Source organism: Amnibacterium soli (genome assembly GCF_039544415.1).
Lineage (GTDB): Bacteria > Actinomycetota > Actinomycetes > Actinomycetales > Microbacteriaceae > Amnibacterium > Amnibacterium soli.
In genome coordinates this window covers 112,873-127,922 of the sequence record NZ_BAABLP010000006.1, presented here as the reverse complement: position 1 = coordinate 127,922, position 15,050 = coordinate 112,873, and the positions used below count along the sequence as shown (strand labels likewise).

Annotated in this window: 12 protein-coding genes; 7 read left to right on the top strand and 5 right to left on the bottom strand. The window is 73.5% G+C overall.

Translation table 11 applies throughout. From position 1 onward, the window contains the following. Positions 1-13: 13 nt before the first annotated feature. The 4 genes from ABEA53_RS13820 to ABEA53_RS13805 form a co-directional block, all read right to left on the bottom strand. Positions 14-1,003 (bottom strand): hypothetical protein, encoded by a 990-nt coding sequence (locus ABEA53_RS13820; RefSeq protein WP_345481845.1) that lies wholly within the window; start codon positions 1,001-1,003, stop codon positions 14-16. Next, the gene (locus ABEA53_RS13815; RefSeq protein ID WP_345481844.1) at positions 1,000-2,247 is read right to left on the bottom strand and encodes a sensor histidine kinase; all 1,248 of its coding nucleotides are present in this window, start codon (positions 2,245-2,247) and stop codon (positions 1,000-1,002) included. Before ABEA53_RS13815 ends, ABEA53_RS13820 begins: the two co-directional genes overlap by 4 nt. Further along, complete coding sequence (locus ABEA53_RS13810) at positions 2,244-2,906, bottom strand: response regulator transcription factor (protein WP_345481843.1); 663 nt, start codon at positions 2,904-2,906, stop codon at positions 2,244-2,246. Before ABEA53_RS13810 ends, ABEA53_RS13815 begins: the two co-directional genes overlap by 4 nt. Before the next feature lie 344 nt (positions 2,907-3,250). Continuing rightward, positions 3,251-4,726, bottom strand: coding sequence for a sugar transferase (locus ABEA53_RS13805; RefSeq protein WP_345481842.1), 1,476 nt, complete (start codon positions 4,724-4,726; stop codon positions 3,251-3,253). Positions 4,727-5,018: 292 nt separating this feature from the next. On the opposite strand from ABEA53_RS13805, the gene ABEA53_RS13800 reads away from it, so the two are divergent. Next, a complete protein-coding gene (locus ABEA53_RS13800) occupies positions 5,019-5,786 on the top strand; it encodes an HAD-IIB family hydrolase (protein WP_345481840.1) in 768 nt (255 codons plus the stop codon). Positions 5,787-5,807: 21 nt separating this feature from the next. On the opposite strand, the gene ABEA53_RS13795 is transcribed toward ABEA53_RS13800, so the two are convergent. Beyond that, complete coding sequence (locus tag ABEA53_RS13795; protein WP_345481839.1) at positions 5,808-6,500, bottom strand: SOS response-associated peptidase; 693 nt, start codon at positions 6,498-6,500, stop codon at positions 5,808-5,810. Between the two features lie 80 nt (positions 6,501-6,580). Between ABEA53_RS13795 and ABEA53_RS13790 the strand changes: the two genes are divergently transcribed. From ABEA53_RS13790 to ABEA53_RS13765, 6 genes are all read left to right on the top strand, one after another. After that, complete coding sequence (locus ABEA53_RS13790; protein ID WP_345481838.1) at positions 6,581-6,940, top strand: hypothetical protein; 360 nt, start codon at positions 6,581-6,583, stop codon at positions 6,938-6,940. A 52-nt stretch (positions 6,941-6,992) separates the two neighbouring features. Beyond that, positions 6,993-7,952, top strand: coding sequence for a UDP-glucose 4-epimerase GalE (gene galE / locus ABEA53_RS13785; RefSeq protein ID WP_345481837.1), 960 nt, complete (start codon positions 6,993-6,995; stop codon positions 7,950-7,952). Between the two features lie 474 nt (positions 7,953-8,426). Further along, positions 8,427-8,747, top strand: coding sequence for a WhiB family transcriptional regulator (locus ABEA53_RS13780; RefSeq protein ID WP_345481836.1), 321 nt, complete (start codon positions 8,427-8,429; stop codon positions 8,745-8,747). 362 nt (positions 8,748-9,109) lie between these two features. Further along, positions 9,110-12,148 carry a glycosyltransferase gene (locus ABEA53_RS13775; protein ID WP_345481835.1) on the top strand — a complete coding sequence of 1,013 codons (3,039 nt, stop codon included), beginning with the start codon at positions 9,110-9,112 and terminating at the stop codon, positions 12,146-12,148. Beyond that, a complete protein-coding gene (locus ABEA53_RS13770) occupies positions 12,139-13,689 on the top strand; it encodes a DUF5719 family protein (protein ID WP_345481834.1) in 1,551 nt (516 codons plus the stop codon). The genes ABEA53_RS13775 and ABEA53_RS13770 overlap by 10 nt, the downstream gene beginning before the upstream one ends. 121 nt (positions 13,690-13,810) lie before the next feature. Beyond that, positions 13,811-15,043 carry an acyltransferase family protein gene (locus tag ABEA53_RS13765; protein ID WP_345481832.1) on the top strand — a complete coding sequence of 411 codons (1,233 nt, stop codon included), beginning with the start codon at positions 13,811-13,813 and terminating at the stop codon, positions 15,041-15,043. Positions 15,044-15,050 lie beyond the last annotated feature (7 nt).

Here is a 15,050-nt window from a genome sequence, read left to right as displayed (position 1 = left end):
CTCAGGCAGCCGGTCAGTCGAAGACCGCGGCCTCCCCGGCCTCGTCGCAGACCGCGCTGACGCGCACCCCGCCGTCCTCGTGATCACGGAGACGGCCGACGAATCTGCCCTCGGCCGTCTGCTCGAGCCGGGCCGCCAGCCACAGCACGGCCCGGGCGCGCGACGCGGTGCTCGCCCGGTCCGCCTCGTCGAGCAGCAGCACGTTCACGCCGCGACGGCGCGCGGCGTCCGTGACGCTGCGGAGCTCGGAGGCGTTGAGGCGGGGCGTGCGGATCTGGTCCCGCAGGGCGCCCTCGAGCACGAGCATCTGCCGGCGGTCCTCCGAGGTGAACCGGCGCCCGCCCGCGATGGCGCGGAGGGTCGGACCCGCCTGCTCGAGCACCTGCTCCACCGCGCTGCGCCGGGCTCCAGCGCGGGCTCGTGCGACGTCCTCCTCCATCCGCCGCCGCCGCTGCACGGCTCGGAACGCGATCGAGGCGGCGTTCGACCGGCGCAGGCTGACGGCGAGCGCCGTGCCGACCGCGAGCGTCGCGATGTGCCGCACGATCAGCGCGACGCCCACGTCGACGGGGCGGTCGCCGAGCACCGCCCAGCCGACGCAGGCGAGGACGACCGCCGCCATGGTGATCCAGGCGGTGCCGAAGCGGCCGACGACCGTCAGCCCCAGCAGGTCGAAGGCGACCCCGCCGAGGAACCAGGCGTCGTACCCGTCGGGGCGCGCGATCGTCGCGATCGACAGCAGGCCCGCGATCGACGCGCCGAAGGCGAGGACGGCGATGCCGACGGAGAGGCCGCGCGACAGCGCCAACGTGCTGCGGCGGATCAGCATCCACTGCGGCGTGACGACCAGGGCCAGCGCGACGACGTCCCACGCGTCGGTGCCGTTCGACGTGAGCGCGAGCACGACGTGCACGGTCACGAAGAGGGCGAAGTAGGCCGTGCCGCCGCCGAGCAGCGACTGCAGGACGCGCTCCCGGCCGCTCACGACGTCGGTGCCGCTCACGGCGCAGCCCACCGCACGGACACCCGCGTGCCGACGCCCAGCTGCGAGACGATGACCGCCGAGCCGCCCGGCAGCGCCCGCATCCGCCCCTCGATGCTGTCGTTCAGCCCGAGGCGCCCCGGGGGCACCGTCACCCGGTCGAAGCCACGGCCGTCGTCGAGCACGTCGATGTCGGCCGACCGGCGACCGATGCGCACGTGCACCGTCCGATTGGCCTCGCCCGCGTGGCGGCGGGAGTTGCGCATGGCCTCCTCGGCCGCGTCCACGAGCGCGTCGGCGACGGCGCCGGGCAGGTCCTCCGCGTCGTCGTCGAGCTCGTAGTTGAACAGCGCCTCGGGCAGCAGCGCCGTCGTCGCCGCCTGCGCCTTCCAGAGGAGGTCCTCGCCGGAGATGTCGGCGGGCTCGCGGTCGTCGCGGAGCAGCGCCTGCAGCCCCTCCAGCGCCCGCTGCGCGTCCTGGCGCTCCAAGCCGCCGCTGTCCGGGATTTCGCGGGCGGCGGTCAGCAGCGTGGCGAGCACGCGGTCGTGCACGAGCTCGTTGATGCGGGACCGCTCCCGCTCGCGAGCCGCGTCCGACGCGGCCGACGCCGTCGCCTCCTCCGCGGCCGCCTCCGCCACGTCGGCCGCGCGCGCCGCGGCGAGGCTGGAGACGCCCAGGGCGACGAAGGTCAGCGTGATCAGCAGCACGTACAGCCCGGTCTGCAGTCCGGACCCGAGCCCGGGCAGCCCGTCGAGGGCGAGCCGGTCGACGACGGTGAGCACGGCGCCCGCCGCGGCGCCGAGCACCGCCATCCACGGCTCGGCGGCGAGCGCCGCGGAGATCAGGCCCAGCCCGGAGATGTCCGCGAACCAGATGGGCACGGTGAGGCTGTGCACGGGCATGATCACGAACGGGATGGACGCGAGCACCGCGAGCGTGCCGACGAGGTTGATGCGGGCGAGGAGGCGCAGCGTCCTGAGCGGCACGAGGAAGGCGCCGATGCCCATCGCGAGCGACGGGACCAGCCCGATGACCAGGGCGGAGATCGTCCACCAGAGGGGCCAGAGCGCGTGCTGATCCATCGCGCCGGGGGCGGCGAGCGCCCCGAAGAGCACGCCGCCCGGCAGGAAGGCGAAGGACAGCGAGCGGTACACCCGCTCCTGCGCGCGCTCACCGGCGATGCGCCGGACGAGGGAGGGCGTGGTCGGCGCGGGCAGATCCGGCGGGGTCGTCCGCGGGAGGCGCGGCTCGGCCGCGGCGTTCACTGCTCGTTCGGAGCGGGGAGGAATCCGTCCTCGACGGCGCGCTTGTAGAGGTCGACCTTCGTGACCGCTGGGCGCCCGGCGCGTGCGTACTTCGCCCGGATCCGTCGGACGTAGTCCTCGATCGTGGACACGGCGATGCCCGCCTCGTCGGCGACCGTCTGCGCGGTGTTGCCGTCGGCGAAGAGCGCGAGCATCCGCTGCTCCTGGCGCGACAGGCGGGCGTCGGTGATCAGGGGGTCGTTCTCGAGGGTGGAGGCCCACTCGGCGGTGACCACGGGCTGCCCGTAGGCGGCGCGCATGAGCGCGTTCGTCAGCGCGTGCAGCGGCTCGCTCTTCCGCACGATGCCGAGCACCGGCGTGCGGGCGACGGCGCGCAGCAGGTACGGGCTCTCCCCGCTCGTGAAGGCGATGACGTTGCAGCCGGCGCCGATGAGGCGCTCGACGTTGTTCGCGGGGGAGGAGCCGTCGGCGAGCCGGAGGTCCAGCACCACGAGGTGCAGGCGGCCGGCCGCGCGGGCGAAGAGGCCGTCGACGGTCGGCGCGGAGGCGACGAGCTCGAGCTCCCTGGTCTGTCGGAGCGCGGCGTGCACGGCGGCGGCGATGACCTCGTGGTCGTCGACGAGACCGACGCGGAGGGGAGCGATCGCGGGCGAGGGCATCGTTCGGTTCGCCTCCGTCTTCCAGTGCCCGTGGCGGGGCTTAGGCCAGCAGCGTAGCGGGCGCGTCGACGGTGTCCAGGGCGCGGCTCGGCGGCGGCGTCGAAATGGTTCGCGACCGACGGTGGTCGCTCGACCCGTCGGCTCGCTCCGGGTCTCCCGGCTTCGCGCCTCAGACGGCCACGGGCGGGCGTGACGACGTCGTGCCTCGCGGTTCGTCGGATCGACGGGGGCCGGGCGCTGGTACTGACCCGTCGGCCGAGGACGTCCGCCAATGGGGTCTTCGCGCGCGAGCGCCGCCCTGCCGCCGTTCTGAGACGGCAGCAGGGTTCATCCGGAGGCAGCCCTCAGTACGCGCCGTCGCTGCCGAAGACCGCTCGGACGGTCTTGAGCAGGATCATGAAGTCGGTCGTGACGGACCAGTTCTCCACGTAGTAGAGGTCGAGCTTCACGCTCTCCTCCCACGAGAGGTTGGAACGTCCGCTGACCTGCCACAGCCCGGTGATGCCCGGCTTGATGAGCAGGCGCCGGTTCACGCGGCCCTCGTAGGCCGCGACCTCGCGCGGCAGCGGCGGACGGGGACCGATCAGGCTCATGGTGCCGTTCAGCACGTTGAACAGCTGCGGCAGCTCGTCGAGCGAGTAGCGCCGGATGAACGCGCCGACGCGGGTGACGCGCGGGTCGTCCTTCATCTTGAACAGCACACCGGCGCCCTGGTTCTGCTTCGCGAGCAGCGCGAGACGCGCCTCCGCGTCCACCACCATGCTGCGGAACTTGAACATCGTGAACCGCTCGCCGGCGATCCCGATGCGCTCCTGCCGGAACAGCACCGGCCCGCGGTCCTCGAGGAAGACGACGAGCGCGACGATCGCGAGGACCGGGGAGAGCAGGACGACGGCGATCCCGGCGAGCAGCAGGTCGATGCCCCGCTTGACGGTGTGATTCAGCCCCGCGTACTGCGGCAGGTCGACGTGCAGCATCGGCAGGCCGTCGACCGGGCGCATGTGGATGCGCGGACCGGCGACATCCGTCAGCTGGGAGGTGAGGATCAGCTCCGTCTTCGAGTTCTCCAGCCTCCATCCGAGGTCCTGAATCGCCTCACGGCCACCGGGCAGCTCGCCCGCCACCACGACCGCGCGGGTGTGGGTCGCGCGGACGGTGTCCGAAAGGGTGCCGTAGTCGACGAGAGGCAGGTTCCTGCCGTCCAACGCCGCGAACTCGCTGCCCCCTGTGCCATCGGTGTAGGCCACCCCGACCGGTCGGTACCCGGCGTGATGGTGCTTGATCATCTCGTTCGTGATCCGGGTCGCGTCCTGGTGGTTGCCGACGACGACCGCGCCGATCAGGCAGAGCCCTTCGCGGCGGCGCGCGATCAGCCAAGACCGCCAGAGGAACCGCTCGGCGAGCAGCAGCGCCAGGCCGACGGGGAGGGCGACGAGGAGATAGCCCCGTCCGACGTCGAGCTTGAACAGCACCATGATCACTGCGAACGCGCTGAAAGCGATGCCGGTGGCCTTCGCGACCCGCTGGTACTCCGTCGTACCGGCGCCGAGGACGCGCACCTCTCGAGATCGGATCGCCGCCAGCATCACGAGCCACACGATCCCGAGTGCGATGCCCCAGACGGTGTACTGCGTCTGAGGCTGGATGCGCAGGTCGTTCACCGTCTGCGCGATGAGCAGAGACGCGACGATCGCAGCGAGGTCGGTCCCTGCGAGGGAGAGACGGTAGGCCCGGCGCCATCCGATGCGCTGCACGGGCACCGTGAGGTCCGGCGTGGCGAACGCGGAGGCGCCGAAGGCGCTCGGTCGCGTGAGGGTCAACCGGCCATCGGGCACGGCGTCGCCAAGGGCTCCTGATTCCATGAATCCTCTGTCACATGAGGCCGCCTGGGAGAGCGGCGTGGCGAAGGCGGTGAGCTCGGGCGTCATTACCGTGGGCTCAGGACGTGCTCATGGTTTCCCCCGAAGAGGGGCCACCGCAACTACGCAGGGTCACCCTACAGCGCGCCGTTACGTATTCGTGACCTCGAGGTGGGGCGCTTACACGATCGCCGTGATAAACGGCAGTCCCCAGTTCCGTCAGGTCCGGGACCCCGTGCCCTACCGTGGCCGCATGGTGGATCCCGTACCCGCGCGCCCCAGGATGACGGCCTTCGACCTGGACGACACGCTCGCGCCGTCCAAGGCGCCGCTGCCCGACCCCGTGCGCGAGGCGCTGCTGACCCTGCTCGCGGTGTCCGACGTCTGCGTCATCTCCGGCGGGCAGATCGAGCAGTTCCGGACGCAGGTCGTCGAGCGGCTCGGGGAGCTGCCCGACGAGCTCGCCGTGCGCCTGCACCTCATGCCGACCTGCGGCACCCAGTACTGGCGCGTCACCTCCGACGGCCTCACCTGCGTGTACGCGGAGGACCTCACCGACGACGAGAAGCAGCGCGCCACGGCCGCGGTCGAGGAGGAGACGAAGCGGCTCGGGCTCTGGGCCGAGGAGACCTGGGGGCCCGCGCTCGAGGACCGCGGGTCGCAGATCACCTACTCCGCGCTCGGGCAGCGCGCGCCGCTCGACGCCAAGAAGGCGTGGGACCCCACCGGGGAGAAGAAGAACCGCATCCGCGCGGCGGTGCAGGACCGGCTGCCCGACCTGGAGGTGCGGAGCGGCGGGTCCACCTCCGTCGACATCACCCGGCGGGGGATCGACAAGGCGTACGGCATGCGGCGCCTGGCGGAGCTGACGGGCGTCCCGTTCGAGGAGACGCTGTTCGTCGGCGACCGCCTCGACCCGGACGGCAACGACTACCCGGTGAAGGCGCTCGGCGTCCCCACGATCGCGGTGGAGGGCTGGGAGGACACGGTCGACGTCATCGCGGCGATCACCGCACGCTGAGCCCTGCCCGTCTCCCGCTCGCTACGCGGCGGGCGGCAGCGGGTGGATGAGGCCCGGGCCGTTGTTGCGCACGCTGTTGGCGTCGCGGCTGACCTCGTGGTGCTGCAGGGTCCGCGCGACCGCCAGGGACTCGTCCTCGAGCAGGTCCAGCAGGTCCGCGGAGGAGGCGTCCTCGCTGAGCCACGCCTCGTACCCCGCGGGCGACAGGCACGCCGGCATCCGGTCGTGCACCTCGCCCGGCGCCACGTGGGCGTCGCGGGTGATGAGCGCCATCGAGATCAGCCAGCGGTCCGGGTCGTCCTCGGACCGGCTGCGGTCGGCCCACGCGCTCAGCACGCCGGCCATGGCGAGGCCCGCCTCGGGGGCGTGGATGTAGTGCGGCTGCTTGCCGGTCGGCGTCACGACCCACTCGTAGTAGCCGAGGGCGGGCACGATGCAGCGCTGGCGCGCGAACGCGCGCTTGAACATCCCGGACGTGGCGACCGTCTCGATCCGCGCGTTGATGGGCTGCGGGCGCTGCTTCGCGTCCTTCGCATAGGGGGGGAGGAAGCCCCACCTCACCGCGGGCAGCTCGCGGTCGCCGTGCCGGTCTCGCACGACCGGGACCATCGTCGTTGGCGCGACGTTGTAGTCGTCGGGCAGCCCGCCGAGCCCGTGCAGCAGCTCGGGCAGCAGGTCCGTCACGGCCTTCGTCACGACATAGCGTCCGCACACGCTCCCGATCCTCCCTTCATCCCCTGTTCATCCACCCTGTCGGAGGTGCGCAATAGCGTGCTGGAGGTGGAAGGAGCCGCATGACGATCACCGCGACGCAGGTCCCCGCCCTGCAGACGTCCTCGTCCCGTTCCGACCCCGCCGCCGGGGGTGACGTGTCCTGGCGGGCGCTCAGCGCCGATCTGTGGGCGGCCCGACGCGAGGGCCGCCACCTCGGCACCGTCCAGCGCGGACGGCGCTGGCTCGCCGCCGGCGCGGACAGCGAGCCCATCGGCGTCTTCCGCACGTTCGCGGAGGCGCAGGCCGCCGTGGCGAGCCCCGGCGCCCGGCCGGCGGAGGCACGCGGCTCGGTGCTCGACGCGTCCGCGCTCGTCCTCGTGTCGATGCTGGCCGCGGGTGCGGCTGCCGGTGCGTGGGTCTGGTCGACCCTCCTGCTCTGAGCACGGCATGGCTCCCGCTGCTCGGGCGGGCGCCGAGGCTAGGGTCGCCGACATGACGTGGTTGGTCACCGGAGGCGCCGGATACATCGGAGCGCACGTCGTGCGGGCCCTGCGCGACGCCGACATCACGCCGGTGGTGGTGGACGACCTGTCCAGCGGTCACCGGGCGTTCGTGCCGGAGGGCGTGACCTTCGTGCGCGGCTCCGTCCTCGACGGCGAGCTGCTCGAGCGGACCTTCGCCGAGCACGACGTGGACGGCGTCATCCACGTCGCCGGCTTCAAGTACGCGGGCGTCTCCGTGCAGCGTCCGCTCCACACCTACGCGCAGAACGTCACCGCGACCGCGACGCTGCTGGCCGCGATGGCGGACGCCGGCGTCGGCCGGATCGTGTTCTCCTCCTCCGCCGCGGTCTACGGCACCCCCGACGTCGACCTCGTCACCGAGGCGACGCCGAAGCACCCCGAATCGCCCTACGGCGAGTCGAAGCTCATCGGCGAATGGCTGCTCGCCGATCAGGGCCGCGCGGCAGGGCTCCGGCACACGTCCCTCCGCTACTTCAACGTGGTGGGCTCGGGGACGGAAGAGATCCGCGACACCAGCCCCCACAACCTCTTCCCCCTCGTGTTCGACGCGCTGCTGGACGGCCGCACGCCGAGGATCAACGGGAACGACTACCCGACGCCCGACGGCACCTGCGTGCGCGACTACATCCACGTCGCGGACCTGGCGCTCTCGCACGTGGCGGCGGCACGACGACTCGCGGCGGACGAGCCGGTCGAGCCGGTCTACAACCTGGGCTCCGGGGACGGCGTCAGCGTCGGCGACATCATGCGCACCGTCGCCGAGGTCACGGGCATCGACTTCGAGCCGGAGGTGGCGGCGAGGCGGCCGGGGGACCCCGCGCGCATCGTCGCGTCGGGCGAGCTCGCGGCGCGCGACCTCGACTGGTCGATGCGGCACTCGCTGCGCGACATGGTGTCGTCAGCCTGGGAAGCCCGCCGCGGCGCCTGACCGGCGTGTCGGATTCGACACCCGTTATTCGGCTGTGATATCGCGCCGATAAGGGATTCATCCCCCCTGTTCGGGGGGGTCCCGAAGGTTCCGCATTCGGCATCCATCGAATCCGTATTCGAACACGGTGCGACTCGCCGATGCTCGTTTGTAACGGTCATGTTACAAGCCGACTGTCGTTATCGGCGTGTCGCCAGCATTCGAGCCCGCCTTGAGGGTTGGTGCCGAAGTCGAGGTTCCACGGACCGCATTCGGCAGAAATACCTGATCAGCGCGGTGGGTTCCAGGTGATCCCAAGCCTTCCGTGGGCCGGGCGCACCCCGTTGGCGGGGGCGCTCACAGGTTCAGCACAGCGTGCAAGCCGGCCTTGACGATGCACGCATTCGGTCTTGCATCGTTCCGAATGACCTGTGTGTAATTACTCCCACGCTTTCGGGGCGCGGGGCCCTGGAAGCAACGAGAGGACGATCTTTCATGACCGTTTCCCCCTTCCAGGCTTCCGTTCCGACCGACTGGTTCGTCGACCCGGTCGAGCTCGGCGTTCCGAAGGTCCGTCGCATCGTCGAGGACGAGAGCGACCAGCTGAGCTGGCAGGCCGACTCGCTGTGCGCGCAGACCGATCCTGAGGCGTTCTTCCCGGAGAAGGGCGGATCGACGCGCGAAGCGAAGAAGATCTGCTCCTCCTGCGAGGTCAAGAACCAGTGCCTCGAGTACGCGCTGCAGAACGACGAGCGCTTCGGCATCTGGGGCGGCATGTCGGAGCGCGAGCGCCGCAAGCTGCGCAAGATCGCCTGAGCGGCACCCACACGCATCGGCGGAGGCCACGGACCATGACGGTCCGTGGCCTCTGCTGTTCATTGCCGCGCCGCCGCCGCTGCGGCGCGGCTGTGACGCTTCGCGACCCTGAACGGGCCGCGCCTGTGTTCATTGCTGCGCCGCCGCCGCTGCGGCGCAGCTCTGGCGCTTCGCGGTCCTGAACGGACCGCGGTTCGCGCCTCCGGCGGGCGCGAGAGGCGAATAAGGATGCCGCGCCGCTTCAGCCGGACCGGTGCGATCGGGCCGACAGCGCAGGGGGCGTCGCCGCAGAGTCCTATTCATAGGCAGGGCGCACGGCGCGGCGGAGCGGGGGTAGGTGGGCAGGCGCCTAGCGTGATGCGGTGCCGAGATCTGTCACCGCGATCCTCATCGCGGCGGACGGGGCCGACCATCTGCGTGACACCCTCGATGCGATCACGATGCAGACGCGGCTGCCCGACCGCCTCGTCGTCGTGCAGCTCGGGAACAGCCCGGTCACGAGCACGATCATCGACGGCGTCGAGCCGACCGTGCACGCCCGCGTCGCGGTGCGCGCCGCCTTCGGCCACGCGGCCGAGACCGGCGTGAAGTCCGCCGGCATCGAGCCGTCCGAGCAGGAGTGGCTCTGGCTGCTCGCCGGCGACAACGCCCCCGAGCCGTCCGCGCTCGAGCGCCTGCTCCACGCCGTCGAGGCGGCCCCCTCCGTGGCGGTCGCCGGTCCCAAGCAGATGCAGTGGGACGCGCCCGACTACCTCCACGCCTTCGGCGAGACGATGACCCCCTGGGGCACCGCGGTCGAGATGGCGGAGCCCGAGCTCGACCAGGCGCAGTACGACCGGCACAGCGACGTGCTCGCCGTCGCGGCGGGCGGCATGCTCGTGCGCTCCGACGTCTGGAAGCAGCTCGGCGGGTTCGACCGCGCGCTGCCGGCGATCGACGACGCGCTCGACTTCTGCGTCCGCGTCCGCCTCGCCGGCCACCGCGTGCAGCTCGTCCCCAACGCCCGCGTGCTGTCCGCGGGCGCCGACGCGCCCGGCACCCGGCTGCTCGGCGCGTCCACGACGGAGGCCCGGCGCGTGCTCCTGCGGCGCGAGGCGCAGCTGCACCGTCGACTCGTCTACGCCGCGCTGCCCCTCGTCCCGCTGCACTGGCTGTCGATCCTGCCGCTCGGCGTCGTCCGGGCCGTCGGCCAGATCCTGCGCAAGGCGCCCGGCTCCGCACCGGCCGAGCTGCTCGCGGCCGTCGTCGTGTTCGGCACCCGTTTCGCCGCCATCGCGCGCTCGCGAGCCCGGATCGCACGCGACCGGCGGGCGGGCTGGAGCTCGATCGCGCCGCTCCGCCAGACCTGGCGGGAGGTGCGGCACCGCCGCGCGCTCGCCCGGGACAACGGGCGCCCTGCGAACCGGGAGGAGTCCCTCCACTTCTTCACGAGCGGCGGGATGGCGACGGTGCTCGCGATGCTCGCGCTCTCGGCCGTGCTCTTCCAGCCGCTCGTCGGTGCGGATGCGCTGACCGGCGGGCAGCTGCTGCCGCTCGGGAGCTTCGACTCGCTGTGGCGGAACGTCGGCTGGGGCATCCACCCGCTCGGCGGCGGCTTCGTCGGCCCCGCGGACCCGTTCGCCGCCGTGCTCGCCGTGCTCGGCTCCCTCACGTTCTGGCACCCGTCGGCCGCCGTGGTGGGACTCTGGCTGCTCGCGCTGCCGATCGCCGCCGCCGGCGGCTGGCTCGCGACCGCCCGCTTCACGCGCCGTCGCCCCCTGCGCGTCGTCGGCGGACTGCTCTGGGCCGCGGCGCCGACGCTCGTCGTCGCGCTCGACACCGGCCGGATCGGCGGGGTGCTCGTCCACCTCGCGGCGCCGTTCGTGCTGCTCGCCGCCTTCCGCGTCCGCACCTCCTGGACCGCGTCCGCGTGGCTCGGCCTGCTCGGCGCGCTGATCGCGGCCTGCTCGCCGAGCCTGCTGCCGCTGCTGTTCGCGTCATGGGTCGCCGCCGTCGCGCTCGGCCTGGCCGTGCGCAGGGGGGAGCGCAGCCGGATCGTCCGCCTCCTGCCGCTGCCCCTGCCGACCCTGGTGCTGTTCCTGCCTCTGGTCGCCGAGCAGGCGACGCACGGCCGCCTCCTCGGCGTGCTCGCGGACCCCGGCCCCGTCGCCGCTCCCGCTGCCCAGGCGCACCTGTCCGCGCTGCCCGACGGCGTCGCGACCGCCCTGCAGCTCGCCGCGGGCTGGCCGTCGTGGGCGATCGACGCCTGGGAGGCGCTCACCGCGCCGCTCGGGCTCGGCTCGGGCGCCGCCGCCGCGTTCGTGTGGGCGCTCGGCTGCCCCCTGCTGCTGCTCGCGCTGATCGGGCTCTTCTGGGCGAAGCGCAGCATGCCCGTCCGCGTCGGGGTCTTCGGCGTCGGCGGCCTGCTGATGGCCGTCCTCGCGACGCGTCTGCAGGTCGTCAGCGACGGCTCGACGCCCGTCGCCGCCTGGTCGGGCGCGGGGCTCAGCCTCGCCTGGCTCGCCGCGCTCGAGGCCGCCGTGTCCGGGCTCGACCGCCTCGCCGCCGCCGCCCGGCTGCCCGTCCGAGGCTCGGGCCACACCGTCGCCCGAGCGCGGGCCGGCGGCTCCGCGCTCGTCGGCTTCACCGCTGTCGCCGCGATGCTCGCCGCGGTCTCGCCCGTCCTGATCGGCGTGCTCCTCGGCTCCACCGACGTGCGGGCCGGCAGCACGGCGACCGTGCCCGCACTCGTCGCCGCCGAGGGCCACGAGACGCCCGACCTGGGCATGCTCACGCTCACGCCGCAGCGGGACGGCGGCTACCGCAGCCGCCTCACGCGCGGCGAGGGCGCGACGCTCGAGACGCTCAGCACCCTGCAGAGCACCGCGGGCTTCGGGGAGACGGCCGGGCTCGCGCGCCTGTCCGCTGGGCTCGTGCAGCCCACCGGCGACGACCTGCGGGCGAGCCTGAACGCCTACCGGATCGGGTACGTGCTGCTGCAGCCCGGCTCCGGCGGGCGCGCCCCGGCGGCGCTCGCGGAGGCGCGGGGCGCGCTCGGCGCGAACCCCCTCCTGTCCGTGGTCTCGACCACGGCGGACGGCACGCTCTACCGCTTCGGCGCGCTCACGACCACCGGTGCCGTCCGGATGCTGCAGGGCCCCTCGAACACCGGCAGCCCGCTCGGCGTCGCCGTGCTGCTGATCCAGGCCGCGGTGTTCCTCGTGACCGGGCTGCTCGCGCTGCCCACCTCCCGCATCACCGAGCGCTTCCGCCCCGTCGCGGCCGTCCGAGCGCCCCGGGTGGACGTGCGCTCGATCGAGCCCCGCGTCGAGCCGGTCGTGCGCACCCCGGAGCAGGCCATGGCCCGCGAGCTGCAGGCCGTCGGCACACGGCAGCCGGAGGAGGTGGGCTCATGGCGGTGAACCGTCGCATCATCGGTGCCACGACCCTCGTGACCGCCGGGGTGTTCGCCGCGGCGATCGTGGGCCAGCTGCCCGCGTTCGGCGTCGCGGACCGCGCGCAGGTCGTCACGCCCTCCTCCGCGCCGCAGTCCCTCGTGTGCCCGGGTCCCGCCGTCGCCGTCGGCGCCGACCCGTCGGACGCGGCCGCGCTCACGGCGACCGGCGCCCCGACGCGCATCAGCGGCACCGTCGGCGGCACCAAGGCGAAGGGGACCTCCCTCGGCCGCGGCGAGGTGGAGGGGGGCGCCGCGCCGCGCGCGCTGACCGCTCCCGCCGCGACCTCCGCGGGCGCCCTCGCCGCGGCGCAGGTCGAGCAGGTGACCGCGGGCGACGCCGCAGGACTCGTGGCGACCTCCTGCACCGTGCCGCAGAGCGACCTCTGGCTCGCCGCCGGCGCGACGACGACCGGCCGCACCACCGTGCTCACGCTCGCGAACCCGTCGCCCGTGGCCGCGCAGGTCGGCGTGAAGGTGTGGAGCGAGAACGGGCCCGTCGACACCGCCTCCTTCAGCGACCTCGTCGTGCCGGCGAAGGGGCGCAAGGCCGTCTCGCTCGCCGGGGTCGCCACCTCCGCCGGCGGCACCGTGGTCCGCGTCACCTCGACCGGCGGCCGGGTCGGCGCCGCGCTCGAGCAGCGCACCGTCCGCGGCCTCGAATCCGGCGGCCTCGACATGACTGGACCGACGACCGGGCCCGCGCTCGAGCAGGTCGTGCCGGGCGTGCGGGTCGCCGGTGCCGCCGCGGTCGCGGCGGCGCAGCGCGCCGACGACTACGCCGACCTGCAGACCGTGGTGCGCGTGCTCGTCCCGGGGTCGGAGGCGACCGAGGTCTCGATCACGGCGACGTCCGACAGCGGCGGCCGTCCCGTCACCCTGGGCCGCCGCGTCGCGGGCGGGGTGGTCACGGACTTCCCGGTCTCCGGCCTCACCGACGGCACCTACACGGTCCGGGTCGCGGCGGAGCGCCCCGTCGTCACGGGCGTGCGCACCGCGGTCGTCGGCGACGCGGACGCGCCGACGACGCCGGACGACTCGGCCGCGAGCGACGGTTCGGGCGACGCCTCCGACGCCGGCTCGGCGGGCGGGACCGACGCCGGCCTCGTCGGCGGCGATGGGCCGACCGACACTTCGACGGACACGTCCTCGAGCCCGTCGGGCACCGCCGCCACCTCCACCGCCCGCGGCATCGACTTCGCCTGGTTCGCCGCGGCGCCCGAGCTCTCCGACACCGTGGCCGTCGCGGTCGTCGACGCGCCCTCCCCGGTGCTGACGCTCGCGAGCACCGGTGAGAAGCGGACCGTCCGGCTGTCCGGAGCCACGAGCGCGAGCGTGCAGGTGCCGGCGAAGGGCTCGATCGCGGTGCCCGTGCAGCGCGGCGTGGTGGTCCTGCGGAACGCGGAGGGGATCCGTGCCGCGGTCGGCTATGCGGGCGCCGACGCGCTCGCCGGCTACCCGGTCGCCGCGTCGGACCAGCAGGCGATGCCGGTCCGGATCACCCGCTGACCGCTGCACGGGAGCGACCGCCCATCGGCGACGCCCGGCGCCTCCACGGCCGCCGCGCCGGGCCCGTCGGGTACCGTTCGCCCATGCCGTCGCACCCCTGCTCCGCGGCGACCGGCCGCGGATGACGGTCGAGCTGCGGCAGGAGTCGACCCAGGGTCCGGAACGCGATCCCGAAGCGGTCGCCGCGACACCGGTCGTGCCCCGGCGCCGGAACCGCGAGCGGCTCCACGCCCTCGACGGGCTGCGCGGCGTGGCCGCCTTCATCGTCGTGCTGCACCACCTGCTGCTCGTCGCGCAGCCCGTGGCCCAGCCGTCGGGGGAGCCCGCGCTCTGGAGCGTCTGGTGGTGGCTCGAGCGCACGCCGCTGAAGCTGCTCACCGCGGGCCACGAGGCCGTGCTCGTGTTCTTCGTGCTGTCCGGCGCGGTCGTCGTGCTGCCGGCGCTGCGGCGCATCGACTTCTCCTGGCCCGGACTCGTGGCCAGCCGCGTCGTCCGTCTGCTGCTGCCCGCCTGGGCCGCGATCGCGTTCGCGACGATCCTGCTCGTGATCGTGCCGCGCCTGCCCGCACAGGTCACGGGCGGCAGCTGGCTGGCGAGACAGGTGCAGAGCGACTGGAGCTGGCCGCGGCTCGTCGTGCAGCTCTCCCTGATGGGGCAGGTGGTCCCGTACGACAACGTGCTCTGGACGCTGAAGTGGGAGTTCCTCTTCTCGCTCCTGCTGCCGGGCTTCCTCGTCGTCGCCGTCGTGCTGCGGCGCTGGTGGCTGCCGACCGGCCTGCTCGCGGTCGGCCTCGGCGTCGCGGGCACGGTCGGGCACATCCAGCCGCTCGAGTACCTGCCCGTCTTCTTCCTCGGCACCCTGATCGCGGTGCGGCTGCAGGCCATCGAGCGGTGGAGCGAGTCCCGCGGGGCCAAGCGCGTGCTGGTCGTGGTCCTCGTCGTGAGCCTGCTGGTGCTGATCGGCGAGTTCCTGCTCGCTCCCGTCGTGCGCATGGGCACGGACGGCAGCCACGCGCTGATCGGCCTGGAGGCGCTCGGGGCGGCCGGGATCGTCGTCTGCGCGGGCGCCGCGACCGGGCTGCGCCGGTTCCTCGAGCACCGGGTGCCGCAGTTCCTCGGCCGGATCTCCTTCAGCCTCTACCTGGTGCACCTGCCGGTGATCGCGACGCTCGCCTTCGCGCTCGGCGACTGGAACTGGCCGATCGTCGCCGCGGTCGGGCTGCCGCTCGCGCTGCTCACCGGCTGGGCGTTCTTCCGCTTCGTCGAGAAGCCGCTGCACAAGGTGGCGCGCTCGGCGAAGCGCGGGGCGAGCCGAGCGGTCGAGCGCTACATCCGCTCCTCCCGCGCAGCCTGATCCGGAG